This is a genomic window from Bacteroides ihuae (assembly GCF_900104585.1).
Classification (GTDB): domain Bacteria; phylum Bacteroidota; class Bacteroidia; order Bacteroidales; family Bacteroidaceae; genus Bacteroides; species Bacteroides ihuae.
In genome coordinates this window covers 386,856-413,192 of the sequence record NZ_FNVX01000006.1, presented here as the reverse complement: position 1 = coordinate 413,192, position 26,337 = coordinate 386,856, and the positions used below count along the sequence as shown (strand labels likewise).

Annotated in this window: 28 protein-coding genes; 14 read left to right on the top strand and 14 right to left on the bottom strand. The window is 39.7% G+C overall.

The features are described from left to right. From BQ5338_RS12460 to BQ5338_RS12450, 3 genes are read right to left on the bottom strand one after another with little or no spacing between them, the layout of a single operon-like run. The gene (locus BQ5338_RS12460) at positions 1 to 756 is read right to left on the bottom strand and encodes a biotin--[acetyl-CoA-carboxylase] ligase (RefSeq protein WP_071147158.1); all 756 of its coding nucleotides are present in this window, start codon (positions 754 to 756) and stop codon (positions 1 to 3) included. Beyond that, positions 740 to 1,105: an MmcQ/YjbR family DNA-binding protein gene (locus BQ5338_RS12455; protein ID WP_071147864.1), complete on the bottom strand. Its 366-nt coding sequence runs from the start codon at positions 1,103 to 1,105 to the stop codon at positions 740 to 742. The genes BQ5338_RS12460 and BQ5338_RS12455 overlap by 17 nt, the downstream gene beginning before the upstream one ends. 13 nt (positions 1,106 to 1,118) lie before the next feature. Continuing rightward, entirely contained in the window at positions 1,119 to 1,484 is a 366-nt protein-coding gene (locus BQ5338_RS12450; RefSeq protein WP_071147157.1) for a YraN family protein, read from the bottom strand. Between the two features lie 70 nt (positions 1,485 to 1,554). Between BQ5338_RS12450 and BQ5338_RS12445 the strand changes: the two genes are divergently transcribed. After that, the gene (locus BQ5338_RS12445; protein ID WP_071147156.1) at positions 1,555 to 1,788 is read left to right on the top strand and encodes a hypothetical protein; all 234 of its coding nucleotides are present in this window, start codon (positions 1,555 to 1,557) and stop codon (positions 1,786 to 1,788) included. A gap of 2 nt (positions 1,789 to 1,790) precedes the next feature. Beyond that, a complete protein-coding gene (locus tag BQ5338_RS12440; RefSeq protein ID WP_235816445.1) occupies positions 1,791 to 2,228 on the top strand; it encodes a nucleoside deaminase in 438 nt (145 codons plus the stop codon). Positions 2,229 to 2,276: 48 nt separating this feature from the next. Here BQ5338_RS12440 and BQ5338_RS12435 read toward each other — a convergent pair whose 3' ends face one another. From BQ5338_RS12435 to BQ5338_RS12425, 3 genes are read right to left on the bottom strand one after another with little or no spacing between them, the layout of a single operon-like run. Further along, positions 2,277 to 2,516: a DUF4834 family protein gene (locus BQ5338_RS12435; RefSeq protein ID WP_071147155.1), complete on the bottom strand. Its 240-nt coding sequence runs from the start codon at positions 2,514 to 2,516 to the stop codon at positions 2,277 to 2,279. A gap of 58 nt (positions 2,517 to 2,574) precedes the next feature. Further along, the gene (gene pssA, locus BQ5338_RS12430; RefSeq protein WP_071147154.1) at positions 2,575 to 3,282 is read right to left on the bottom strand and encodes a CDP-diacylglycerol--serine O-phosphatidyltransferase; all 708 of its coding nucleotides are present in this window, start codon (positions 3,280 to 3,282) and stop codon (positions 2,575 to 2,577) included. Between the two features lie 9 nt (positions 3,283 to 3,291). After that, positions 3,292 to 3,978 (bottom strand): phosphatidylserine decarboxylase family protein, encoded by a 687-nt coding sequence (locus tag BQ5338_RS12425; RefSeq protein ID WP_071147153.1) that lies wholly within the window; start codon positions 3,976 to 3,978, stop codon positions 3,292 to 3,294. Between the two features lie 170 nt (positions 3,979 to 4,148). Between BQ5338_RS12425 and dnaE the strand changes: the two genes are divergently transcribed. From dnaE to BQ5338_RS12410, 3 genes are all read left to right on the top strand, one after another. Further along, on the top strand, positions 4,149 to 7,946 hold the full coding sequence (gene dnaE / locus BQ5338_RS12420) for a DNA polymerase III subunit alpha (protein WP_071147152.1): 3,798 nt from the start codon (positions 4,149 to 4,151) through the stop codon (positions 7,944 to 7,946). 188 nt (positions 7,947 to 8,134) lie between these two features. Then, positions 8,135 to 8,449 (top strand): thioredoxin, encoded by a 315-nt coding sequence (gene trxA / locus BQ5338_RS12415; RefSeq protein ID WP_071147151.1) that lies wholly within the window; start codon positions 8,135 to 8,137, stop codon positions 8,447 to 8,449. An 8-nt stretch (positions 8,450 to 8,457) separates the two neighbouring features. After that, positions 8,458 to 8,793 (top strand): hypothetical protein, encoded by a 336-nt coding sequence (locus BQ5338_RS12410; RefSeq protein ID WP_071147150.1) that lies wholly within the window; start codon positions 8,458 to 8,460, stop codon positions 8,791 to 8,793. 74 nt (positions 8,794 to 8,867) lie between these two features. On the opposite strand, the gene BQ5338_RS12405 is transcribed toward BQ5338_RS12410, so the two are convergent. Beyond that, complete coding sequence (locus BQ5338_RS12405) at positions 8,868 to 9,602, bottom strand: RDD family protein (RefSeq protein WP_071147149.1); 735 nt, start codon at positions 9,600 to 9,602, stop codon at positions 8,868 to 8,870. 102 nt (positions 9,603 to 9,704) lie between these two features. Between BQ5338_RS12405 and BQ5338_RS12400 the strand changes: the two genes are divergently transcribed. The 6 genes from BQ5338_RS12400 to BQ5338_RS12375 are packed head-to-tail and all read left to right on the top strand — an operon-like array spanning position 9,705 to position 15,846. After that, positions 9,705 to 10,667 carry a stage II sporulation protein M gene (locus BQ5338_RS12400; RefSeq protein ID WP_071147862.1) on the top strand — a complete coding sequence of 321 codons (963 nt, stop codon included), beginning with the start codon at positions 9,705 to 9,707 and terminating at the stop codon, positions 10,665 to 10,667. Further along, positions 10,648 to 11,586 (top strand): hypothetical protein, encoded by a 939-nt coding sequence (locus BQ5338_RS12395; protein ID WP_071147148.1) that lies wholly within the window; start codon positions 10,648 to 10,650, stop codon positions 11,584 to 11,586. The genes BQ5338_RS12400 and BQ5338_RS12395 overlap by 20 nt, the downstream gene beginning before the upstream one ends. Positions 11,587 to 11,599: 13 nt before the next feature. Further along, entirely contained in the window at positions 11,600 to 12,229 is a 630-nt protein-coding gene (locus BQ5338_RS12390; RefSeq protein ID WP_071147147.1) for a DUF4129 domain-containing protein, read from the top strand. After that, positions 12,219 to 13,544 (top strand): DUF4350 domain-containing protein, encoded by a 1,326-nt coding sequence (locus BQ5338_RS12385; protein ID WP_071147146.1) that lies wholly within the window; start codon positions 12,219 to 12,221, stop codon positions 13,542 to 13,544. The genes BQ5338_RS12390 and BQ5338_RS12385 overlap by 11 nt, the downstream gene beginning before the upstream one ends. A gap of 20 nt (positions 13,545 to 13,564) precedes the next feature. Further along, positions 13,565 to 14,536, top strand: a complete 972-nt coding sequence (locus tag BQ5338_RS12380; protein ID WP_071147145.1) for an AAA family ATPase — start codon at positions 13,565 to 13,567, stop codon at positions 14,534 to 14,536. Next, positions 14,536 to 15,846, top strand: a complete 1,311-nt coding sequence (locus BQ5338_RS12375) for a DUF58 domain-containing protein (RefSeq protein ID WP_071147144.1) — start codon at positions 14,536 to 14,538, stop codon at positions 15,844 to 15,846. Before BQ5338_RS12380 ends, BQ5338_RS12375 begins: the two co-directional genes overlap by 1 nt. Here the strand turns inward: BQ5338_RS12375 and BQ5338_RS12370 are convergent. From BQ5338_RS12370 to BQ5338_RS12355, 4 genes are read right to left on the bottom strand one after another with little or no spacing between them, the layout of a single operon-like run. After that, on the bottom strand, positions 15,834 to 16,043 hold the full coding sequence (locus BQ5338_RS12370) for an immunity 17 family protein (protein WP_071147143.1): 210 nt from the start codon (positions 16,041 to 16,043) through the stop codon (positions 15,834 to 15,836). The two genes, BQ5338_RS12375 and BQ5338_RS12370, sit on opposite strands and share 13 nt — an antisense overlap. Next, positions 16,040 to 16,462: a tRNA (adenosine(37)-N6)-threonylcarbamoyltransferase complex ATPase subunit type 1 TsaE gene (tsaE, locus tag BQ5338_RS12365; RefSeq protein ID WP_071147142.1), complete on the bottom strand. Its 423-nt coding sequence runs from the start codon at positions 16,460 to 16,462 to the stop codon at positions 16,040 to 16,042. The genes BQ5338_RS12370 and tsaE overlap by 4 nt, the downstream gene beginning before the upstream one ends. A 15-nt stretch (positions 16,463 to 16,477) precedes the next feature. Next, positions 16,478 to 17,308: a metal ABC transporter permease gene (locus tag BQ5338_RS12360; RefSeq protein ID WP_071147861.1), complete on the bottom strand. Its 831-nt coding sequence runs from the start codon at positions 17,306 to 17,308 to the stop codon at positions 16,478 to 16,480. Positions 17,309 to 17,317: 9 nt separating this feature from the next. Continuing rightward, positions 17,318 to 17,734: a phospholipase gene (locus BQ5338_RS12355; RefSeq protein ID WP_071147141.1), complete on the bottom strand. Its 417-nt coding sequence runs from the start codon at positions 17,732 to 17,734 to the stop codon at positions 17,318 to 17,320. 69 nt (positions 17,735 to 17,803) lie between these two features. Here BQ5338_RS12355 and BQ5338_RS12350 point away from each other — a divergent pair, with 69 nt between their 5' ends. Together BQ5338_RS12350 and BQ5338_RS12345 are read left to right on the top strand one after the other, a co-directional pair. Beyond that, complete coding sequence (locus BQ5338_RS12350; RefSeq protein WP_071147140.1) at positions 17,804 to 19,165, top strand: APC family permease; 1,362 nt, start codon at positions 17,804 to 17,806, stop codon at positions 19,163 to 19,165. A 9-nt stretch (positions 19,166 to 19,174) separates the two neighbouring features. Beyond that, positions 19,175 to 20,347: a hypothetical protein gene (locus tag BQ5338_RS12345; RefSeq protein ID WP_071147139.1), complete on the top strand. Its 1,173-nt coding sequence runs from the start codon at positions 19,175 to 19,177 to the stop codon at positions 20,345 to 20,347. A 464-nt stretch (positions 20,348 to 20,811) separates the two neighbouring features. On the opposite strand, the gene BQ5338_RS12340 is transcribed toward BQ5338_RS12345, so the two are convergent. The 3 genes from BQ5338_RS12340 to BQ5338_RS12330 form a co-directional block, all read right to left on the bottom strand. Beyond that, positions 20,812 to 21,687: an IS3 family transposase gene (locus tag BQ5338_RS12340; protein ID WP_235816444.1), complete on the bottom strand. Its 876-nt coding sequence runs from the start codon at positions 21,685 to 21,687 to the stop codon at positions 20,812 to 20,814. A 47-nt stretch (positions 21,688 to 21,734) separates the two neighbouring features. Then, positions 21,735 to 22,124, bottom strand: coding sequence for a transposase (locus BQ5338_RS12335; protein WP_071147137.1), 390 nt, complete (start codon positions 22,122 to 22,124; stop codon positions 21,735 to 21,737). A gap of 160 nt (positions 22,125 to 22,284) precedes the next feature. Beyond that, positions 22,285 to 23,514: a 3-phosphoshikimate 1-carboxyvinyltransferase gene (locus tag BQ5338_RS12330; RefSeq protein WP_071147136.1), complete on the bottom strand. Its 1,230-nt coding sequence runs from the start codon at positions 23,512 to 23,514 to the stop codon at positions 22,285 to 22,287. Positions 23,515 to 23,751: 237 nt separating this feature from the next. Between BQ5338_RS12330 and BQ5338_RS12325 the strand changes: the two genes are divergently transcribed. After that, on the top strand, positions 23,752 to 26,142 hold the full coding sequence (locus BQ5338_RS12325) for a KAP family P-loop NTPase fold protein (RefSeq protein WP_071147135.1): 2,391 nt from the start codon (positions 23,752 to 23,754) through the stop codon (positions 26,140 to 26,142). The last annotated feature ends 195 nt before the right edge of the window (positions 26,143 to 26,337 follow it).

Below are 26,337 nucleotides of genomic sequence, written 5' to 3'. Positions count from 1 at the left end.
TTAGAACAGATAACTCACTTCTTTGAAGGCATATCTTCTTTCTGCGCCGCTTTCATCTCGTAAAATTAAGTTTCCTTCTGGGGCAACTCCTATGAGTTCTGCAGTAAATTGCCCTGAGCTATCAATGTATGGATGCATTCCATCTCGCCTAAATAGCGAGCGATGATAGCGCTTGGTAATCTCGGTTGTCTTTTCTGCACGAAGTTCGACGTAATAGGTGGCTATTCTATTTAATACACTTCTAAGTATTAACTCTGGTTCTTGCGACTTTCCGGTAATCTGTTTAAGGGAAACTGGGTTTGGGGCGGTGCTATAGAATCTATCTTGGTTGATATTTAGCCCTATTCCGCTGATACTTTGGCTAATGTAATTTCCTATTAGATCGTTTTCTATCAACATTCCGCAAATTTTCTTCTCATACCAATAAATATCGTTAGGCCATTTGATCGAAAAACCTTTGCCATAATTATCCAACTCTTCTTTGATCGAAAGAGAGACTATCTGGGATAGCAAAAATTGTCTTTTGGCTTCTAGAAAAGAGGGGCGTAGCACTGTGCTAAATAATAGATTCTTACCTCGCTCGGCTTCCCATGAATTTCCTCGTTGACCTCGTCCCGATGTTTGGTAATCGGCTAATACGGTAGTTAGCTCAGGCGGTTGTTGCTCGGCACATAGTATAGTCAGATAACGATTAGTTGAGTCGGTTTCTGCTATTCGGATAATGTTTACTGGTGGTATCTTAGAGAAAGGCGTCATATTCCAACTGCATTTTTTTTGGTAGTTTTTTAATAACCTCCTCTACCGAATGATTAATCCATTCTTTCAGCTCATTATCGGATACATTCTGCTCAATGAAGATGGAGTTCCAATATTTCTTATTGGAGTGGTATCCGGGAATAACATATTCGTGCTTTTCTCGCAGTTCTATGGCTTTCTCCGGATCGCATTTAAGATTCAGCATAAAGCCTTCTTCTTTTCGTTCCAAGCCCATGTAGGCAAACATCTTGCCCATAACCTTAAATACGATAGTGTCTTCACCAAATGGAAAGCACTCGCTTGCTCCTTTTATTGAGAGGCAATATTCTCTGATCGTTTCTATATCCATTGCTATCATTATTTCACCACATCGGAGGATAAAAGGCTTCTTTGATGTGTTCTATTTTAAAATTATTTTCGTCTCCTACTACTGTAATAATATCAAAACGTACAGGCGCGTCAATCTGAAAAAGTTTAATGTAGGTATCGGCTGCCAGTACTGTTCGTTTTATTTTTTGCAGATTCACGGCATCTTCGGGCGCGGCAAACTTGGTATTTCTTCTGGTTTTGACTTCGATAACAATGAGCTCGTTATTTTTCGCGGCCACAATGTCAAGCTCCAAGTGTCCTCTTCGCCAGTTTCGGTGCCTGATGATGTAATCGTGCTGTTCCAGATAGGCCACAGCAGCATTTTCCCCGGCTTTTCCAAGTATATTATGTTCTGCCATATCTATTTTTTGCAAATTTACTCTTTTTATCCTTTGAAATTAAAGAAGTAAAAGTAAATTTGCGACGAATATGAGAAAGAGAGATAAAAAATGTGCCAGAGCGACTGCTGACGAACCTAAACGTCAGCAACGCATGACTTGCTTAATGAGTGAAGATGAGCAACAGATTGTGGATCGTTATTTGGATAAGTATAAGATAACGAACAAATCTCGCTGGCTTCGTGAAACTATTCTCATGTTTATACATAAAAATATGGAGGAGGATTATCCGACTCTTTTTGGCGAACATGATATGAGACGCTAATGATGGTGATGGATGATACGTATTATATGAAGCAGGCTCTGATTGAAGCAGAGAAGGCGGGTGAGCGAGGTGAAGTTCCCGTAGGAGCTATTATTGTAAGCAAAGGACGGATTATTGCTCGTGCACACAACCTGACAGAAACATTAACTGATGTGACAGCACATGCGGAGATGCAAGCCATAACATCTGCAGCCAATGTTTTGGGCGGGAAATACCTCAATGATTGTGTACTCTACGTTACGGTGGAACCTTGTGTGATGTGCGCAGGTGCAATCGCCTGGGCACAAATGGGTAAGTTGGTCTTTGGGGCTGAAGATGAGAAACGCGGCTACCAAAAGTATGCTCCGCAGGCATTGCATCCAAAGACGGAAGTACTAAAAGGCTTGTTGGCTGATGAGTGTGCAGCCAAAATGAAATCCTTTTTTCTCTCTAAGAGATAACTAGGCTGTGCCGATAAGTGAGGTATTCCGACACTATTCTTCTTGTTTCTATTTCTTAGAATCTTTTACTTCCTCAAAGTCTACATATTCTCCTTCGTCTTCACCGAAAAGTTTTTTGTGCTTAGATTGTTCCTTTTGTTTCTCTGTTTCTTCTGTGTTAGTTGCTTGATGTGTAGAAGATGAACGTCTTCCGAACCCGAAGAGGGCTCTTAATATACTTCCTACAATAGATAAACCAAGAACAAAAATGGAAATGATGATAATAAATAAGAATCCTAATATATACATGAGCTGAATGGTTTTGAATCTGAATACAATGTTACAACAAACGTGCCAAAAGGATTGTTTATTTCTTTTTTCTTGTTAACAAAGACAGTAGAATATACCATGCAATGATGGCAGAAAAGCCACTAATGCCCAGAAATACAAGTAGAGGAATGCATATCAGTAAGAATATGAAACTGATTTTATTGTCTTTCCACGATAAATTTTTAAACTTGAGTGAGAACATCGGAATCTCGGCAACTAGCAACCATGAAAAGAGCAATACTAATATAATAAGGTATATAGGGCTAAAGTCAGTCGAGACAAGATAAGTATGTGATCCTACTACAAGTGACGCCCAGAATAGGGCATTGGCTGGTGTAGGTAAACCTATAAACGAACTGGTTTGTCGTTCGTCAACATTAAACTTAGCCAAGCGCAATCCCGAAAATACAGCAATAAGAAATGCTAAATAAGGAATGTATGCTTCTAGTCCAGATAGAAAAGAAGGGTATTGTAATTCTTTAAATAAAGAAAATACGATTAATGCCGGAGCGATTCCAAAGCTAATGTCATCGGCCAAGGAGTCGAGTTCTTTGCCTATGCTAGAATATGCTTTTAGTAAACGCGCTAACATACCGTCGCAGAAATCAAAGACAGCACTTAATATGATGAAGAAGAGAGATAATTCATATTTAGCCTCAAATGCCATTACACAAGCAATGCAGCCCGAAAATAAATTCAGGCAGGTTACGGTGTTAGGGATGTGGCGGGTTATCGTGTTTGCCATTTCTGTCGTTTATTTTAAGTTGGCAAGAACCGTTTCGTTACCAGTAGTTGTTTGACCAAGAGTGACGCATATATCCGTTCCAATTGGTAGATAGACATCTACACGAGAGCCAAATTTGATGAATCCCATGTGTTCATCGATGTAGCATTCGTCACCTACTTCAGCATAAGTTACAATTCGTCTGGCCATAGCTCCGGCAATTTGTCTAGCCATCACTTCCACTCCTTCAGGCGTTTCAATAACTACCAGAGATCGCTCATTATCTGTGCTTGCTTTGGGTAACCATGCTTTCATGAATTTTCCGTTCTTATGAGAAACTTCTTTGATAGTACCATCTACCGGGTACCAATTAGCGTGAACGTTTACGATGCTCATAAAAATAGATACCATGATACGTCGGTCATGAAAGTAATCGTTTTCATCAACTTCTTCGATGACGACAATCTTGCCATCGGCTGGAGCAACAACAACTCTCTCTGTGTCTTTACCAAATAAACGAATTGGGCAACGAAAGAAGTTCACCATTAATAAATAGATGACTATGCTAGTTGCGGCAATTAGGTAAAAAAGAATTTTGCATTCAAACGCAAAGTAGAGTGCGGCATTTATACTTAATAATAAGATAAGGCTACCCATAAGAATATGTGTTCCTTCACGGTGGATTCTTATCTTTTTCAGTTTCTTTAGTCGGCCCATGTGTGCTATTTAATAGAATTGTTTGCAAAAGTATGTTTAATTTGAAAAGCAAGCAAGTATTTGGAGATAGAAATATGTTTTGTTGATAACTTTTTGGTAAATAGCTTTGTTGATAGGTGCATACGTTGTACTTTTATACATTGAATTAATAATAAGGAGTCCAATTAACTATGATAGATTTTGTTCACTTACATGTCCATACACAGTATTCTCTTCTTGATGGTCAGGCGAGTGTTAGTGCTTTAGTCGATAAAGCGATAAAGGACGGCATGAAAGGAATAGCTGTTACCGACCATGGTAGCATGTTTGCCATTAAAGAGTTCTACAATTATGTAAATAAGAAAAATGGCGGGCCCAAAGGCGAAATTAAAGATTTAAAGAGGAAGATAGCAACAATAGAAAGCAGTGATTTGGCTCCTGAGGATAAAGAGGCAGAGATTGCTGATTGCAAGGCAAGGATTGCAGACGCACAAGGACGTATCTTTAAACCAATTATCGGTTGCGAGATGTATGTTGCGCGTCGCACACTTGATAAGAAAGAAGGTAAACCCGATCAGAGTGGCTATCACTTAGTGGTGCTGGCTAAAAATGAAAAAGGGTATCATAACCTCATTAAATTAGTGTCTAAAGCTTGGACAGCAGGTTTCTACATGCGCCCTCGTACCGATCGAAATGAATTAGCTAAGTATCATGAAGGTCTCATTATTTCGACTGCCTGCTTGGGTGGTGAGATTCCTAAAAAGATAACTCAAGGTTTGTTTGATGATGCTGAAGAGGCTATACAGTGGTATAAAAACTTATTTGGAGACGACTTTTACTTGGAACTTCAACGTCATAAAGCTGTTGTTCCTAACTCTAATCATGAAGCCTATCCTTTGCAGCAGAATGTAAATGAGCATATGCTGAAGCTCTCAAAGAAATATGGTGTAAAACTGATCTGCACAAATGATGTGCACTTTGTCAATGCAGAGCATGCTGAGGCGCACGATCGCTTAATCTGTCTTAGTACGGGCAAGGATTTGGATGATCCAAAGCGAATGTATTACACTAAGCAGGAGTGGATGAAGACTCGTGAAGAAATGAGTACACTGTTTGCTGATGTTCCAGAGGCATTGACAAATACGATGGAGATTCTTGATAAGGTTGAACTTTATTCTATTGATCATGCTCCTATTATGCCAACTTTTGCGATACCCGAAGATTTTGGTACTGAAGAAGAATATCGTAGCAAATACACTGAAAAGGATCTTTTTGACGAGTTTACTCAGGATGAGAATGGCAAAGTTGTTTTAAGTGAGGCAGCGGCCGAGGATAAAATAAAACAACTCGGCGGGTACGATAAGTTGTATCGTATTAAACTTGAAGCCGACTATTTAAAGAAACTTGCTTTTGAGAGAGCAAAGAAGCGCTACGGTGATCCTCTTGAACCTGAGGTTAAGGAGCGAATGGTTTTTGAGTTGCACATTATGAAAACAATGGGTTTTCCCGGTTATTTCTTGATTGTGCAAGACTTCATAACTGCTGCCCGTGAAATGGGTGTTTCTGTGGGACCTGGACGTGGCTCTGCAGCTGGCTCGGCGGTAGCCTATTGTTTAGGTATTACCCAGATAGATCCTATTCGATACGATTTGCTGTTTGAACGTTTCTTGAACCCTGACCGTATTTCTTTGCCTGATATTGATATCGACTTTGATGACGACGGACGTGGAGAAGTACTTCGTTGGGTAACGGATAAATATGGCAAGGATAAGGTCGCTCATATCATTACGTATGGTACAATGGCTACTAAAATGGCCATTAAAGATGTGGCACGTGTGCAAAAACTTCCTTTGTCAGAGTCGGATCGACTAACGAAGCTTATTCCCGATAGAATACCGGATAAGAAGATGAATCTGACAAATGCTATAGCTTATGTTCCTGAGCTACAGGCTGCTGAGGTTTCTTCTGACCCACTGGTACGTGATACGATAAAGTACGCCAAAATGCTTGAAGGAAATGTACGTAACACGGGCGTGCATGCTTGCGGAACAATTATTTGTCGTGATAATATAACCGACTGGGTACCGGTAAGTACTGCTGATGATAAGGAGACAGGTGAAAAAATGCTTGTTACCCAGTACGAAGGTTCAGTTATTGAAGATACTGGTCTTATTAAAATGGACTTTTTGGGTCTGAAGACTTTATCTATTATTAAGGAAGCAATAGAGAATATTAGGATCCATCGTGGTCTAAATATTGATATAGACCAAATCTCTATTACTGATCCGGCGACTTACAAGCTTTATAGTGATGGTCGAACGATCGGTACATTCCAATTTGAATCGGCTGGAATGCAGAAGTACCTGCGTGAGTTGCAACCCAGTACCTTTGAAGATCTTATCGCCATGAATGCTCTTTATCGACCGGGACCAATGGACTACATTCCCGACTTTATCGATCGTAAGCATGGCCGCAAGCCTATTGAGTATGATATACCCGTTATGGAAAAGTATCTTAAAGATACGTATGGAATAACGGTTTATCAGGAACAGGTGATGCTTTTGTCCCGCCTATTGGCCGACTTCACTCGTGGTGAGTCCGATGCTCTTCGTAAAGCAATGGGTAAAAAGTTACGTGATAAGCTTGATCATATGAAGCCCCAGTTCATCGAGGGAGGCCGAAAGAATGGACATGATCCCAAAGTACTTGAAAAGATATGGACGGACTGGGAGAAGTTTGCTTCCTATGCATTTAATAAATCTCATGCTACCTGCTATTCTTGGGTGGCTTATCAAACGGCTTTTCTGAAAGCGAACTACCCTGCAGAGTATATGGCAGCCGTGATGAGCCGCAACATCTCAAACATTACTGATATCACTAAACTGATGGACGAATGTAAAACGATGAACATTGAAGTGCTGGGACCGGATGTGAATGAGAGTAATCATAAGTTTACAGTCAATGATCAAGGAAATATTCGTTTTGGTTTGGGTGCAGTGAAGGGGGTTGGTGAGAATGCCGTACAATGTATTGTGGATGAACGTAATGCAAATGGCTCTTTCAAAGGAATCTTTGATTTTGTACAACGTGTTAACCTGAATGCTTGCAACAAGAAGAATCTTGAGTCGTTGGCTCTTGCTGGTGGATTCGATAGTTTTCAAGAGCTGAAACGCGAACAGTATTTTGCCGTTAATGCCAAGACTGAACCATTCCTCGAAGTCTTGGTTCGCTATGGTAACCGTTATCAGGCAGATCAGGCAGCGGCAACAAATTCTCTTTTTGGTGGTGAGAATGTGATTGATATAGCCACTCCCGAAATACCTGTGGCCCAACCTTGGACGGACTTGGAGCGTTTGAATAAAGAACGTGAACTGGTTGGTATATATCTCTCAGCTCATCCTTTAGATGAATATGCTATTATTCTTCAACATGTTTGCAATACTCGGATGTCCGATCTGGAGAACAAAGCTGAACTAGCAGGAAGAGAGATAACTATGGGAGGAATTGTAACCGGTGTACGTCGTGGTGTTACCAAAAACGGGAATCCATATGGTATTGTCCGTCTTGAAGACTATTCAGGATCGGCTGAACTTCCGTTTTTCGGAAATGATTGGGCTACATATCAAGGCTATTTTATTTCGGAAGGTACTTTTCTCTATATTCATGCCCGATGTCAGGCTAAACAATGGAAGCAAGATGAGCTGGAAATAAAGATTACATCCATAGAATTTCTTTCGGATGTGAAAGAAGAACTAGTTAAAAAGATAACGATTACCGTTCCGCTGGTTGAACTAAATAAGGCTCTTATAACAGATTTAAGTACACTTATCAAGGAGCACTCGGGGAATACGGAACTTTATTTCAAGGTAACGGATACGGAAAGTAGTATGGCTGTAGAATTTGTATCTCGGCCTGTGAAGCTCTCGATTGGGAGAGAGTTGATCTCTTATCTTGATGAGCAACCCGAACTAGGCTTTTATATAAATTGAAAACCAACTTCGGATATGTTTACGAAATGAAATAAATAGAGATACTTTTCTTTGTTACTGAAAGTTGAGCGGAAAAAGAGAGCGTTTTTTTCTATCTTTATTCGTCTGTTTTGAGAACTTTCGTAACTTTACCAACGTTATGGTATTAATACAACTTGATTTATTTAATATAATAATAAGATAAGAATATGGCTTTAGAAATTACTGACACCAATGTTAAAGGTGTATTAGCGGAAGGAAAACCTGTTGTGATTGATTTTTGGGCACCTTGGTGTGGCCCTTGTAAGATGGTAGGCCCCATCATAGAAGAATTGGCTAAAGAATACGACGGACAGGTGATTATAGGCAAGTGTGATGTAGACGAGAATACTGAACTACCTGCAACTTATGGTATCCGCAACATACCCACTGTACTGTTCTTTAAGGATGGTGAGATTGTTGATAAACAAGTAGGTGCTGTAGCAAAGAATGTTTTTGAAAGCAAAGTGAAAGCATTAATTTAATTAATAATATGGGACAGGAAGAGGACATTTGGTCTGATTACGCAGATGATGACAAAACCATTGCGTATATCAAAAACTATTTACCACAGGAACTTAAAAGTAAGTTCTCCGATGATGAATTGCTTTATTTTCTAGATCTTATCGACGAGTATTATACCGAAAGTGGTATTCTTGATACTGAACCTGATGCAGAGGGTTATGTCGATATCGACTTGGAACTTGTAGCTAATTACATTGTAAAAGAGGCTCAAAAAGATGAAATGGGTGAATATGATCCCGAAGAAATTCTTTTTGTTGTTCAGGGAGAAATGGAATACGGCGACTCTTTGGGCGAAATAGAATAGTTCCGTCCCATTTAGTTAGAACAGAATAAGTAGAGGCTGGCATCATGGATTGATGTCAGCCTCTACTTTATTATTTATATAAGTGCGTTATCTTCCATTGCATAATATTGATAATCTCTCATTATCGTTTGTAGAAAATGTTCATCATTTTTAATGGTCGTATTTATGCTGAGCATACTCCGTAGCTTGGATGCTAGCAGAGCAATGTGCGATTCTTTATTGCGATTCTTACTGTCGAGCGCTTTTGCAATTACATTAATTTGCTCTAGTGATAAATCTGCAGCTTGTAGGTATGTAGGGTGGTAATCTTCTCTTAGATAGTTGAATTCGTCCAAACTCACTTGTATTTTCTTATAATTCTGCTCCTTAATAACCATGGTGCCTGCAGCCAGATCGCCTATTCTTTGTTTGTTCTTTGTAAGCAAGATGACTAACAAGCCCAGTCCGCCAGTGAGAGGAGCATCAATAAGAAACAGAAGCCAGCGAAGCAGGTATGAACTCACGGTTGGCGTTGTACCATCTACTTTGACTACCCGTATGCCTAAGATGCATTTACCTGCACTTTGCCCTTGATTAAATACCTCGCATAACAGTGAGTAACAGAGTACCGGCAAGTATAATACGAAAAGCAGTAATGTGTTTGTGTTCGAAATAGATCCTTTTACTGAATCTAAAAAAGTGACAGTCGCTAAGATATAAATAATAAGCAGGATAATATCTATGGAGCGAGCCAAGATTCGTTCGCCTGCACTTGCGGGTGCTTGGTCTATTCGTACAAACTGCCCGGTTAAAATATTGGATTCTGACATTAATTGCTAAATATTTTACGTTTTAGATTGCAAATATATTATAAATCCCTTACTTTTGCTTTCAGTATTAAAGAAAAGTTTTTTCTGATTTTTAAGAGTATCATGAAAGAAGTAACGTTTATACGTCTGAATATAACTAGATGGAAAGAGGCCGAGACTACTATTGAGCAATCTAATATGCTTAGTCCTGACTTGCTTGCAGATGTATATACTCAAATTACGACTGATCTGGCTTTTGCTCAGACTCATTATCCAAATTCTCGCATCACAATTTACTTAAATAATCTTGCTTCAGCACTTCACAATAAACTCTATCGTAATAAGCGTGAGAAATGGACACGAATTTATACGTTTTGGGCTACTGAAGTTCCTCAGATCATGTATTCTGCCAGAAAAGAGCTACTCATCTCTTTTTTGATTTTTTTAGCAAGCGCTCTTGTTGGAGCACTATCTACTCTGAATGATGATTCGTTTGTCCGCCTCATTATGGGCAATAGCTATGTTGATATGACTTTAGATAATATTGCTCGCGGAGAACCCATGGCTGTTTATGGTCAAAGCGATGAATTGCCTATGTTTCTAGGCATTACTCTCAATAATATTGCAGTTTCTTTCAGGGTATTTATCATGGGTGTCTTTACTAGCTTTGGTACCGGGTATATGCTTTTTACGAATGGGGTGATGCTAGGAGCCTTTCAAACATTCTTTGTTCAGCAAGGACTAGCTACAGAATCAATGCTAGCCGTTTGGCTACATGGCACACTTGAAATCTGGGCCATTATTGTTGCTGGAGCTGCGGGAATTGCATTGGGTAATGGTTGGCTCTTTCCCGGAACCTATACTCGTCTAACTTCATTTAAGCATGGAGCTAAAAAAGGACTTAAAATCGTTATAGGCACAGTCCCCATTTTTATTGTGGCCGGATTTATCGAAGGCTTTCTTACCCGTCGCACTTGGTTGCCTGATTTATTTAGGCTCAGCGTGATCTTGCTTTCTATTGCTTTCATTCTATTCTACTATATTTATTTACCAAATAAAAGATCTCATGGATACTCAAAAGACTAAAATTATTTTTTATGCGAAGCGGAATTTCGGGGAAAAGATGAACGCTTCCTTTGACTTTATCAAAGAAAATTGGAAGCCGATATTAAAGTATACCACTTATCTGCTGCTTCCTTTGTGTTTATTGCAAGCTCTAAGCCTTAACGGATTAATGTCTGGTACTCTTAATATGGCAAGTCTGCAGCAGAATCCCGGCGTTGCTCCCGGACTAGCATCGTTTGGAATCATGTTTTTTGTTAGTTATGGAGCAATGTTACTTTGTGCCATGATAGGTGGTGTTTTGATTAGCTCTTTGCTATATGCATTGGTTCAACTCTATAATAGTAGAGAAGAACGTTTGGTGGGAATCACGATGAAGGAATTGAAAGCTCCTTTGATGCATAACATAAAGCGCTCTTTCATACTCATACTTGTACTTATACCAATAACAATAGGTGCTTTTGCCCTTATAGCTGTCTTGGGAAGTCTTATGCCTTTTCTATTAATCTTTCTGATACCTGGATTCATCGCTTTCATGATTCCAATAATGCTTTTGCCTTCTATCTATTTATTTGAAAAAGAAGGAGTATGGGCTGCATTTACTAAGACCTTTCGTCTAGGATTTGCAACTTGGGGTGGTATCTTTGCTATTGTGTTTGTGATGGGTATCATCGCCGGAATATTACAAGGTATTACTATGACACCTTGGTATGTGGCAACTATCGTAAAGTACATGTTTACACTAAGTGATCCGGGAAGTGCCGTGGGAGTTTCTCCCTTGTATAATTTGCTTGTTTATCTATTGGCTATATTGCAGTCTTTCGGTACATATCTAGCCATGACCTTTACTCTTGTTGGTTTGGCTTATCAGTATGCGCATGCCAATGAAGTCGTAGGGAATGTTTCGGTAGAGAGTGATATTGAGCAGTTCGAGCAACTTTGATCTGTAATAGTTGATGGAGCAGATAGCCGATACATTGATTTGTGATACGGGGCGAATTGCGATGTGGCAGTCCGACCCCGATTTTGACTATAATCGTGATTTGGTGAGACCTGAGATGGATCTTATTCAATGGATTTCATCCTGGTTTGGTGACTGGCTGAGTAGGATATTCGGCCACACTTTTGCTTCTAAATATACAGAAGTTGTGTTGATCGTACTTTTTGTACTTGTGGTCGTATTGATCATTTGGTTTGTATATCGTAAACGCCCGGAATTATTTATGCGCTCACGCAAATATGCAGTGGCATACAGTGTTGAAAATGATACCATATACGGAGTAGACTTTGAGAAAGAGATTGCAGACGCTCTTTCGCGAAATGATTTTAAAGAAGCTTCCCGCTTACTCTATTTGCAAACACTAAAATGGCTGGCAGATGAAGGACGGATCGATTGGCAACTTTATAAAACTCCTACTGAATATATCTATGAGATTAAAATAGAAGAACAGCGCTTCTCCTTTAGAAGATTGACCAATCGTTTCCTTAGGGCACGTTATGGTAACTTTGGGGTCACCGAATCAGATTTTCGTGAGATGGAAGTGTTACAGCAAGAAATGATGAAAGGGGGATGGGATGAAAAGTAGTCACCTCTTCATTCTTTTCATCTTATTATTTCTTGGAGTAATGGTTTGGACGGAATTTCATTTACCCAAACAATTTAGCTGGATACCCACTTTCAGTCGGTACGACAAACAGCCATTTGGTTGTGCTGTTTTTGATGATGTGCTCTCATCGTCTATGCCTGCGGGTTATTCACTTTCCAAAGAAACGTTTTATCAGATTTCTATCCATGACACTACATCACGCAAAGCTATTCTGGCTGTGTCACAGGATATCGATTTGAAGCGAGTGGATGTTGATGCAGTCATGCGATTGGCCGAGCGAGGTAACAAAGTAGTACTGGCTTCTTCTTCTTTTAGCACCTTATTTTCTGATACATTGGGTTTTAGCTTGTCGTACGGTTATTTTAATCCTTCTTCTTTGAAGCGGCAAGCGACTTCCATGCTCTTAACTCGTGATACAATTCAATGGGTAGGTGACTCCACCTATACATCACAGAACTATTGCTTTTATTCGCAGCTATGCACTGGTTTCTTTGTTAAATCCGATTCTACTTTTCAGATGTTGGCAAACAATCGTTCGGATAGGCAAGAGGAAATCGCTTCGCATCATTTAGAGATAGGCAAAGACTCCACCAGAAGCAAAAAAGCGATTGTTCGTAGAGCTGTTATTGAAGGTTCAACCATAAGGTCGGGTGCAGTGGTTCTTTCTAAAAAGATAGGTAAAGGCGAAATTATCTTGATTAGTACTCCTTTACTGTTCACCAACTACGGCATGCTTGATGGCCACAATGCCGCTTTCTTGTTTCGGATTTTGTCTACGGCTAAAGACCTTCCTCTTGTTCGAACCGAAGCCTATTCTGGTAATGAGCAAGAAGAACAGTCTCCTTTTCGTTATTTCTTATCTCGACCTCCACTTCGCTGGGCGTTATATCTCACAATCATTGTTTTGCTTCTCTTTATGGTCTTTACTGCACGGCGCAGACAACGATCAATTCCTATAGTAAGACCACCGGACAATAAAATATTGGAGTTCGTTCAACTGATTGGAACGCTGTATTTTCAGAAGAAGGATTACTCTGACCTGGTACGCAAAAAGTTTATCTTTTTTGCCGAAACCTTACGAAAGAGCCTTCAAATTAACGTGGAAAACGTTGATGATGATGCTTGGCTTGCAGCTAAGATTGCGGTAAAAGCCGGAATGGAAGAAGAGGCAATACACCAATTCCTTATTCAGATTCGCCCTATAGTGCGAGGAGAACTTAATGTGTCCGAAAGACAAATGAAAGAACTGATTGATGAGATGAATAAGATAGCCAATCATTTAACGAGTATATAAATTAAAAGAAATCATATCGTATGGAAGAAAATGAAGCACGAACAGACTTGACTCTCTTCAATGAGAAGGTTAAGGAACTGAAAGCAAGTATCGCTTCAGTCATCGTGGGGCAGGAGCGAACAGTCGACTTGCTCTTGACTACTATCTTAGCAAATGGGCATGCGCTGATTGAAGGAGTGCCGGGAGTAGCGAAGACCTTATTGGCCAAACTAACAGCCCGTTTGATTGAATCAGACTTCAGCCGCATTCAGTTTACGCCTGATTTGATGCCTAGTGATGTGCTGGGCACAACGGTATTTAATATGAAAACCAATGATTTCGATTTTCATCGAGGACCGGTTTTTGCCAACCTGGTATTGGTGGATGAAATCAATCGTGCACCTGCTAAAACGCAATCGGCACTTTTCGAAGTCATGGAAGAGCGTCAAGTCAGTATTGATGGCTCTACTTATCCGATGGGCGATCCATATATCATTTTTGCTACTCAAAATCCGGTGGAACAAGAAGGTACGTATAAGTTGCCTGAGGCACAGCTCGACCGCTTCTTGATGAAGATTACCATGGATTACCCGTCCTTGGAGGAAGAAATCCATATCTTGGAGCGCCATCACTCCAATGTGTCGCTCGTAAAACTGAATGAAATTCGTCCGATTCTTACTTGTAGCGAATTGCTCGCAATGAAGAAGCAAGCAGAAGAAGTCTTTGTAGAGCATAGCCTGCTACAGTATATTGCACTGATTGTGCAACAAACCCGTACGAGTAAGGCTGTCTATCTGGGTGCTTCTCCACGTGCATCGGTAGCGTTGCTTCAGGCGGCTAAGGCGTATGCACTTTTGCAAGAACGCGACTTTGTTACACCCGAGGATATAAAATTTGTTGCCCCTTACGTGCTACAACACCGACTGATACTTACTGCTGAGGCCGAAATGGAAGGATACTCTGCCGTTAAAGTCACTCAACGATTAATTGATAAAGTAGAAGTACCCAAGTAATGTTTCTTACAAAACGTTTTTATCTTTTTGCCCTGCTACTCATCTTGCTACTTGGTGGTGGATACCTGCTTGGTTCTCTGTTTCTGGCCGGACAGTTGCTACTTGCGGTATTTATCTTCTGTTTGCTGATAGATGGATTCTTCTTGTATCGGGTCAGAGGCATCAGTGCCACGAGGTATTGTGCAGAGCGTTTCTCCAATGGTGATGAGAATGGCGTACGAATCACTGTTCAGAATAGTTATGCCTTTGCTGTAACCCTTAGTCTGATTGATGAAGTGCCTTTCATCTTTCAATTGCGCGACCTGTCTTTCCCGCTGTTCTTGCCTAAGGGTGGCAGCGAAACTGTTACCTATCAACTGCACCCTGTCAGGAGAGGGGAGTATGCTTTTGGCCGCATCAGAGTGTTTGCCTCTACCCGTCTTGGATTGATAGAACGGCGCTTCACTTGCGGAGAGCCGCAGATAGTGAAGGTTTATCCTTCTTTTCTGATGCTTCGTCGGTATGAGCTGATGGCTATGAGCAATAACTTAACAGAACTAGGCATAAAGCGGTTAAGAAGAGTGGGGCAACATACGGAATTTGAGCAGATAAAAGAGTATGTGAAGGGCGATGATTATCGCATGATCAACTGGAAAGCCAGTGCCAGACGTCATGAATTGATGGTGAATGTGTATCAGGATGAACGTTCGCAACAAATATATAGTGTGATTGATAAAGGACGCATCATGCAGCAAGCTTTTGCCGGGATGACGTTACTCGATTATTCCATCAATGCCTCTTTAGTCCTTTCGTACGTTGCCATGCGAAAAGAAGATAAAGCGGGATTGATCACGTTCAATCAGGAATTTGATACTTTTGTTCCTGCTTCCAGGCAAACCGGGCAATTGCAACGATTACTTGAAAACCTTTATAAGCAAGAGACCTCTTTTGGAGAGACTGATTTCTCTTCGTTATGTGTGCATTTGGGCAAGCATATCAGTAAACGTAGTTTCTTAGTGCTATATACTAACTTTGATAGTATAAACAGTATGAATAGGCAACTTTCTTATCTTCGCCAACTTGCTCGCCAACATTGTCTGTTGGTGGTTATCTTTGAAGATATGGAATTGAAAACGTTTATTGCCGATCAAGCTCAAAGTACTGAAGATTATTATCACCGGGTTATTGCAGAGAAGTTTGTTTTCGAAAAACGGCTTATTATCTCCACCCTCAAGCAAAATGGTATTTATGCATTGCTCACTACACCGGATAAACTTTCGATTGATGTGATCAATAAATATCTTGAAATGAAGAATCTTCAGCTATTGTAGAAAAAGAAGAGAGACATGCCTACAAGAATAAGCCCCAGTACGCCGTAAAATAGTCTAGAGCGGTTACGGCCTACATTGCGTACAATCAGTTGGGCATTCTGTGTATTGAAGAACCAATCCCAGTTGAGTGCAGCTGCAAGTATCGCGATGATACCTGCAACAGCAAAAATTCCTTGAACAAAGTATTTCGGACTCATAATTGGCTCATTGTGACCGTTCTACTTCCATCTTCTTGCTCCTCAATGGATACTTTGATGGTATTTCCCGGTAATAGTTCCTCTACCAGTTCCGGCCATTCGATGAAGCAAAGCGCGCCACTATAAAAATAGTCTTCATATCCCATGTCATAAACCTCTTCTAGCTTATTGATGCGATAGAAGTCGAAATGATAAATTAGTTCGGCTGTCTCTTCCGAACGGTATTCGTTCACAATGGCAAAGGTAGGAGAGTTTATCACGTCGGTTACTCCCAACTCTTCGCAAATAGCTTTTATAAAAGTTGTCTTTCCGGCACCCATTTTGCCATAAAAGGCAAAGACCGTGTTTTCATCTATGGCAGCAATAAATTCCTTGGCTGCTTCGTGAATTTGATCTAAAGATTCAATTTTGATTTCCATTCTATTTTTTATTTACTATTTATATCTGCCAATATTTTTAGTTGTTGATAAGAAAAGGCTCTTTCCTCCCTTGCACATCGCGTAGATGATGATAGAGAAGAAAATGATGGAAGCTCCTGAAGGTACATTCAGAAAATACGAGATAAACAATCCACCCAAACAGCTCAAATAGCCAATGCCAATAGACAACCAGATAATTCGTTTAAACTTATATGTAAATAGGTTAGCTGTCATTTGCGGAATGGTGAGTAGCGAGATGGCAAGTACGATACCTACCATGCGGAGGCATGATACGATGGTGAGAGCAATAAACATCATCAGTACATACTCGAAGAGAGCGACCGGAAGACCTTGCGAACGAGCAAATTCACGGTCGAAAGCTACATGAATAATGGGGTGGATAAACAGCGTAAAGAAAAGAATGAGCACCAACGCGAGTACACCCAATAACAGAATGTCCGTTTGTGTTATCGTAAGAATATTACCAAACAGATAGGCCGAAAGGTCGGGCGCAAACCCCGGAGAAAGGAAGCTAAACATGATGCCTAGTGCCATACCCAATGTCCAGAGCACGGCAATGGCCGAATCTTCTCTCATGTCTTTGCGCTTGCTGAGCCACTCTACCCCGAAGGCTGACAATACCGAAAATACAGCAGCCGAAAGGATGGGAGAGATACCGGCAAACAGTCCGAAGCCGATGCCTCCAAAAGAAGCATGGGTAATGCCGCCACTGATGAAGACCAAGCGTCGGGTGACGATGTATGTACCAATAATGCCACAGGCAATACTGGCCAGAAAACTGCCGAGCAACGCATGTTGAAAGAATGTATATTGCAGTAAATCCATCATATCGTATTAGTTTCTTCGTTCTCCGATAATCAAGAAAATTTCTTCTTTAAGTTCGTCGGGTAAATTAATTCCTCTTAACTGTAAACTGCGTACCCATCCGGCTACTTCTGTATCCTTCATCGTATAGAATACATCACGAAATTGATCAGCCTGTTGAGGAGTATATTCGTCGGATTCTTTGCCAATATATTCGTCCAGCTCTTCGTCATCATAGTATTCTATTTTCTTGCTGACGGCTGCCAGCAGACTATCTCGCTCGCACGTTTCATGTTGACCACAACATTCCACGTCTAGCTCTTTTGCTTCGGGAAATTCATTTAATTCTCCCTCATCTATCTTTTTCTGTAATTTTTTATTGCGTATATAGCCCAATAGTAAGGCTAAGGTTGCAAGCAATAGCAAACCTATAACAAGTATCCACATAATTAATTTAAGAATTTCTGCAAAGTTACTTATTTAATTGTATTTTTGTGCCTTTGATAAGGCGAAAACATGATTAAGAACAAATGCAACACATATAAGTTCGGACTGGTAACCGCTTCTGCTTTTGTAATAGCCAATATGATTGGGACAGGTGTCTTTACCTCACTCGGCTTCCAGTTGATGGGAACCACGAACTTTGTTTCTATCATGTTACTTTGGCTATTGGGCGGAGTGATTGCACTTTGCGGTGCACTAGTTTACGGTGAACTGGGTGCTGCCATGCCTCGTTCGGGTGGAGAGTATCACTATCTGCGTGAGATCTATCATCCGATGCTTGGATTCATGTCCGGCTGGGCATCACTCATTGTAGGCTTTGCCGCTCCCGTCGCATTGGCTTGTATGGCTTTGAGTACCTACCTTTATAGAATGTTTCCGGTGCTTCATCCCATGGCTGTTGCACTTTGTGTGCTCTTTTTGGTGACGCTGATTCATGCTTACGATGTAAGAATGGGGGGAGCCGTACAACGCATTTTTACCTCCTTTAAAGTACTTGTCATACTTGGCTTTATCGTTTGCGGTATCTGTCTTCCCACCGCTCCCCAAAGCATTACTTCGTCGCTTGCTGATTTTTCTTTTTCCGATGTCTTTTCAACCGGTTTTGCTGTTTCTTTGGTCTGGGTCTACTATGCCTATTCGGGTTGGAATGCTTCGGCTTACATGGCCAATGAGATTCGTGACCCTCAACGTACCATTCCCCGTTCATTGCTCATTAGCACCCTCATTGTTACACTACTTTATCTATTACTCAATGCCGTTTTTCTTTATTCAACTCCTGTTGCAGCAATGACCGGGCAGGTAGAAGTGGGGCTCATTGCCGCACAATCCATCTTTGGCTTGAATGGTGGAAGAGTGATGGGATTGCTCATTGCTCTGCTGCTGGTTTCGAGTATTAGTTCTATGGTTTTTCTGGGGCCACGGGTTTCACAAGTGATGGGCGAGGATACTTACATTCTGCGTGCTTTATCAAAGAAATCAGCCAAAGGAACACCTTATGTCGCTATCTGGATACAGTTCATTATCAGTGCGTTGCTCATTATAACCGATTCTTTCGAGTTAGTTACTAAATATACAGGAATCACACTTTCATTTTTTGCCTTGCTTACGGTAATTGGCGTCTTTGTTCACCGTCATCGTTTTCCGCAAGCAGAACGCCCATACCGTACGTGGGGCTATCCCGTTGTGCCATGCGTGTTTATCGTTCTTATTCTTTGGTCCATTATCTATTTAGTGTGCGAGGATTATACAAATACCTTTGTCAATGATCAACAATCGGCTATGTGGATGAGTCTGATGAGCTTAGCTACTCTGCTTACCGGCATGGGTCTTTATCTGTTGAATAGACTAGTACTTCATTCTAAAAATAAAAAATAAACGTTCTATATGAAAATCAAACTAAATTATCTAGTGTTGGCTATTGTGTTGCCTGTGTGTCTGGCATCCTGCGAGCCTAAAAAGAAGCAGGGAGCCCCTGCGCCTGAACCCATTGTTGCGGTTACCGATACGAGTGAAACAAATGCAGTGAACCTCGTGCCCGATGAAGCACTGAACAATGCGGCTCGCTTTGTAGCCGGACTTCCGGTGAAGAACGACAGCAGCAAGCTCTATGATTTAATGGAGACTGAAACGTGGAAGGCGCATGCTCGTAATATGGATCAGATTTGGAATGCTTTTCAGCAAACAGCTCCCAAGTTGATGGCGTTTAGGCAAAATGAATTGGCAGATATTAATGCCCGTTGCCATACGTTGTTCTATCCATTTGGCGGTCCGGATTATCTTTTCCCCAATACTTTCTTTCCTGAAATGGATACTTGTTTTCTCATTGGATTGGAGCGACCGGGGCGTGCTATCAATATTGATAAGCCTTCAACAGAGACCTATCGGTTATATCAAAACGCGGTGTCGGATATTTTAAACTTGAGCTTTTTCCGTACAGATGATATGAAGCAAGAACTCTTTAATGATACAATAGATGGTGTCGTTCCTATTATTTCGGTATTGATGGTTCGCTCGGGTAGGGAGATTGTCAGCATCCGCAACGTGAAGATTACCGATGAAGGCAATATCGCAGATACAAACGAAGATGGCACCCCCATCATTCGTGGTACGGGTATGGTGGAGTTTAAGTATTTTCGCAATGGAACAAGGAAACTACAGACCCTTTATTATCTATCTACCGACTTGAGCAATGGTGGTTTCCCTCACAAAAAGCCTTTATTGGCTTATCTTGATAAGTTTGATGCAGCCACTACGGCAACTTTCATAAAGTCGGCTTCCTACCTGATGCACGTTAGCTATTTCTCTGCTATCCGTGATGCTGTCTTAGACCATTCATCGGCTGTGCTACAAGATGATTCGGGAATTCCATTGCCCTTCTATAACTCTGAAGAGTGGGACGTTACTCTTTATGGCACATTCTTGAAGCCCATCTCTATGTTTGCTAAATATGTGCAACCCGAATTACGTGCTGCTTACGAACAAGCTGATGCTAAGCCCTTGAACTTCCGCATCGGTTACGCCCGTCAATCGAATCTGCAAATAGCTCGCAAGAAGTAGCGATATAATCGCTATAAGATTCTTCACGATCTTATTTTGAAGGCAAAGTTTCCTGCCTATAAACCTTTGGTTTCCACGTATTGAAACTGAAGGTTTATAGGTAGGAAACTTTTCGTTTCTAGGCATGAAACAATAGTTTTATAGTACGCGAAACTATTGAAACAGGTATCAAGATGACTTTTACTGAATTGAGTAGACAGTTTTTAGTCTTTCAAGCTAAAAAGGTAGACTGTTTTCTTTTTCTTTCCCTGACTTCATTTACACTTTTAAGATTTAGTCTCTAAAAAGATAGACAGTTCCTTTTTTATAACACTGTATTTGTTTACACTTTTAGATTTTAATACCTAAAATGATGGACAAACCAGATCCGGACTTGTTGTTGGGTAAGAATGAGTGGTACTCGATGTACCTCTCATTCTTGTCCTGCTGATGGCTTAAACCTTCACCGGGACCTGTTGTTGGGTTTACAAATCTATAAAATTGTCAGGTTTTTCAGTTGACTTTTTCTTATAAATTTTATTTTTCCACATTTTTTCTTGCGGTCCGGATTGTTCATGCACACTATTGGGCGTTTTCATACCTATACTCATGTGTGGTCGCTTCTCATTATAAAAAAGGATGAATCTCCTTATTTTTTCTTCTGCCTCTTCACTGGTTTTAAAGCGTTTAATTCTATAAATAAATTCCTGCTTAATTATTCCGTTTATACGTTCAGCAATGGCATTATCGGTAGGTTTGTAATCCTCCGTCATACTAATGCTGATGTTTCTACGTTCAAGTTCCTCTACATAGATATTACAGCAGTATTGGCTACCACGATCCGAATGATGAATCAGCCCTGTGAGATCTTCTTCTCCTGTACCCTTAATGGCTTCTTGTAAAGCCTCCAATGTATGAATGGCTTTGAGGGATTCGGAAAGCTTCCACCCGATTATTTTATGTGAATACGCATCGCTAATCAGGTGAAGGTAAAAGCATCCTATTTCTGTATCTATATAAGTGATATCACTCACCCACAACTGATTGCATGCAGTGGGCACAAACCCGCGTATGAGATTCTTGTATTTATGATAACGATGATTAGAGTTGGTGGTATGACGAGCTCGGGGGGCAGGAAGCATCAACCTTTTTCTACGCAGTAAATAAAGGAAGCGATCCCGACCGGGCATGTTTTCCCGACCAAAAATTGAAACCAACATAAGATAGAGCTTTAGACCACCAATACCGGGATCTTCCGAACGCTGTTCTTTCACAGCGGCAAGAATGCGTTCCTGTTGATTACATTCTTCTATATAATCAGTTTTTAGTTGATAATAAGCCTGTCTGCAATGGCCAAACAGTCTACAAGCAGTACTGACGGACAGGCCATCCTGCTTGCAAAGTATAGTTACTGCTTGGTCCCAGATTTTTTTCTGATGCGAATGCCCACTTCTTTTTCTGCTACATCAATAAGAACGTTTAATGCACGAGTCTCTAATTCAGAATAAGCCAGAGCTTTTTCCAAAGCTTTAATGCGTTGCTCCAAAGCTTCTTTAGAATCAGTAGATGATAAATCATCCGATAATTTTTCAGTCATAATCTGGTCAGAATGTAAATTCTCCAAATATACAGAATACTCTTCAATTGGATAACGACTTAACCAACGATTTAATAAAGAAGAACCGCAAAGAGAATACTTCTTAACAATGAAGTTTTTTGACTCACCGCTTCTGTAATAATCACGAAGGATAGATAATTTTTCATTCTCCGTGTAACGACGAATTTTTTGATCTTTCATAAAACACTATTTTTTTTAGTTAGTAATAGTGTCTACCTATATCACTATAAGTCAGAATACCTATGCAATCCACAAGGAAGAAGCTTCAGAAATTCTCAATGAAGGGTGACTTCTGCATATTATAGAAAATAAAGAGGGTAAATGAAAGCTATTTGGATAATTAATCTTCTTGTTCTACTAAGAACCCGGCAGAACGTAAATCGTCCCAATATCCGGGATATGACTTTGTAACTACGCCCGGTTCGTCAATGCGTATTTGTGGAAAAGAAATGACGGCCGGAGCAAATGCCATTGCCATACGGTGATCTTCGTAAGTTTTGATTACCGGCACTTCTTGTGGTTGGCAACGTTCACCATCCCATAGTAGAACGGAATTGTCTTTATCCCGCAATACGTAACCCAGTTTTGTCATCTCGGCAATAAGTGCCGCAATGCGGTCGGTCTCCTTAATCTTTAAACTTTGCAGGCCCGTGAAGCGAAACGGAATGTTCATTAGTGCACAAGTAACCACAAAGGTTTGTGCCAAATCGGGGATGTCGATAAAATCTTCATCTAACCTTTCAGCCTTCAAGCCCGTTTTATACAGTGTTACGCTTCTATCAGTAAATTCAGTTGCTACGCCCAGTTTAGCAAATACCTCTGCTCCTCGGCTGTCACCCTGATAACTGTTGCGGAAGAGTCCTTTTAACTCAATCTCAGCAGCAGGTGAAAGTGCCGCAATCTGATACCAGTAAGAAGCAGCGCTCCAATCGCTTTCCACTGTAAACGGTACATCCTTGTAAGGCTGAGGCTGCACACGGATGCTACAATCTGAACACCAATCGGCCGCAGCACCAAAATCTCTCATTAGTTGCAACGTAAGATTAATGTACGGCCGTGAAATAATATCGCCTGTGAGATGAACCGTAAGCCCTTGCTCCAAAGCAGGCCCAATCATCAACAAAGCCGAAATATATTGTGAACTAACATTCCCTTTTAGCGTAATCTCATTGGCCGATAGTTGGCAGCCTGTGATGCGAAGAGGAGGATACCCCTCGTTGCCCACATACTCAATTTGTGCTCCCAATTCCCGAAGCGCATTGACCAATATAAGAATAGGACGTTGCTGCATACGAGCTGTCCCCGTAATGGTATGCGTGCCCGGCGTCACACTTAGGTAAGCCGTTAAGAATCGCATAGCAGTACCCGCCGCCATAATATCTATCACCTCATTACCTTCCGTCAATGCCTTAATCATTACCTGCGTATCGTCACAGTCCGACAAGTTGCCCGGCACGATTGTTCCTTTAGCCAATGCATGAATAATAAGAGCACGGTTGCTAATGCTTTTGGATGCGGGAAGCTGTATGGAAGCCTTCAGTTGTGAAGGGGCGGATAGTTTGTAGCGCATAATTTCAGGTTTGATAAACAATGATTCAGAATGCAAAAGTAGGAATAATTAGTTAGATTAGAGTGTGCGTACTGGAAATAGTACTCATTTTGTTTTCTGTTTGTTGAAATGTTTTCTATATTTGTAGAGCCAAATTATTAGTAAGGTTTTCTTGTAAAGCTTCTTGGAATCGGAATATTTTGCAAATTACTTTTTATGCGAATTGTAAGATTTGGAATGCTTAGAAACTAAATAAAAATGGGAAAAGAGAAGAATATAGAAAAAGTAAAGGAAGAGTTGGCGTACTGTTATTCGCATTTAGCCGAAAAGCTGAATGTTAATCAGCTTTTATATTTTACTGCTGTGGTAGCTTTCTTTGTGCTGTTCTGGAGATTAATAAATAATTTGTGGATAGAATATATTGTAAATCCTATATTCTCATTTGTACCGGATGGTAATATATGGGTGTTTTTAATTCTTCTTTTTTTGTGTGGACTCTTTGCTTCTTTAGTAATAAAGAATTTTAAAGATGAGATAGAGTTGTTCCCGCTTAGAGTCTGCTATGAAGGACTGTTTTTTGTTGTATTTATATTTGTTTTTTGTAGTAAGCGTTATGAATTTACGGGTTTAGGTTCTGCTTTTTATATTTATATTCCTTTTGCTTCTTTGCTTTGTTCTGAGCTTTTCCTTGCTATATATAAGATAATATGTAGAAAGAAAAAAACTGCTGGAGAGGGTGAACAGCATTCTTTGTATTATGATTCTCCGACAGAACAAGATGATTACGGGCGCTCTAGTTATGCAAAAAAAATGATTCAGGTAATAAAGAGTACATTTGAGGCGAATAAGAAACAGAAAGCCAATGCATTTACGATAGGACTAAATGAGGCTTACGGTGAAGGCAAAACATCGTTTATCTTACTTCTTAATAAAGAACTAAATGAAAAGGAAAATCAACACGTGATTCATTTTGATTTTAAACCTTGGTTCTGTAGTAGCTCTACTGATGTAATAAGTGAATTTTTTGCGATAATGCAATCAGAACTCTCTGTTTATGACTCATCAATAAACCGAGCAATTGATAGATATCTTTCTAGTCTTTCTTTTGAAAAATTTAATTGGTTCATTTCATTGATAAGGCTGTGCTGTTGGCAAGCTGATTCTGCATTATCTCAATATAAAGATCTATCTGAGAAAATTAAGAAGATAGGCAAACCTGTAGTTATTATTGTTGATGATTTAGACCGTTTGGAGTATGATGAATTAATGGGCGTTTTTAAGTTGATACGCAATACTGCAGATTTCCAAAATTTCTTTTTTATTCTTGCGTATGATAAAGAACATGTTCTTGACACACTTCGTGAAAACAAGTTGAATGAACCTGAACGCTATTTGGAGAAGATTATCAATCTTGAAATAGTGATGCCTGCCTATGAAAAAACAATCTTAATAAAAGTATTGGAGAAGGAACTTCGTGCAATATTAGCAGAGATAGTAAAACCTGATCGAATTAATAATCTAATTCGTGATATATTAGAAAGGAAATTGTTTAATTCAAAGTGCCTTTTAATAGAGGTTCTTGATAGTTTTAGAAATGTGTATCGCTTCTTGAACTCCTTCAAATTTACTGTGCGTCAGTTTGAAGAAGAAGTGTTGGATGATATTTATTTGCCTGATTTATTTTGGCTGGAATTAATTAAATTTCTGAATCCAGAGGTCTATAAAACAATAAGGTCAAATCCACGAGTGTTGTTCAATTTTCCTCCTCAATATAAATATACTTTAAAAAAAGATTTTCAACTTCCGTCTAAAGACAAAGAATTGGAAGCATTGGTAAGGTCTTATATTGCTCAGAAAAACAAACGGAAGGCAGAACCTGCTGGTTCTAATAATTATGTGTTAAAAAGCGATACTGAAAAGGAACGAGAGACAGATGCTAAAACTATTGTTCAAGATATCTTGAGCGCAGAAGGTTTGGCTAATGAAATTGTGGCAAAGATACTTTTTTTGTTATTCACTAATAGAGTAAATTCTGATCAGCAATCAGTTTGTTATGTCTCTTCTTTTTTTAAATATTTTGCTTATAAACTAAAAAGTAATGAAATAAGTTATCTGGAACTATTGTCCTTGCTATCTTTGGATGATCTACTTTTTCAAGAGGAAGCAAGAAAGTTGATCCATGAGGAAAAGGAAAAATCATTTTTCTTTAATCTTAAAAATTGTTCTGAAAAAAAAGAACATGATGAAGTTTCTATCTTGAAAAAACTATTTACTTTTATTGAAGAAATGCAGAAGCATATTGTTATACCAGAATCTGCGCAAATTTATTTTTCGACTGATATTAAAGCCGATAGAATAAGGTATATCTTCAAAAATAATAGAGATGTTATTGAAGATATAATTTATTATTTGTTTTCTAAATCAGATGGTGAAGTGAAATCTGAGAAAGAACAAAAAATTCATGATAAAGAAAATTTGACGAATTTAAAGGCATACATGAAAATTGATAATCCGGATTTTATTGTTCAGAAATCCAAGCTTTTGGATTTTTTGAGGAGTGTGACTAATAGAAATGAGCTTATAGTGAGTGATACTGATATTAAGGAGATGCATAAAACGATTGGGGATACTTTAATACCTCTAAATTAGAAAAAAGATAAGTCTGGATCTTTTGATTTTATTTCGCAATATCCTTGGTGATGGTAGATCTTTGGCAATAATGGGATTAGACTTTGAAAAAAGACTTGTTAGAAAATAAGTGTTTTTACTTTTGTCTGTTCAAAAGAATAGGAATAGATAGAATCAGTCGTCTATTTAATAAAAATATTAATTTATTCTTGGGCG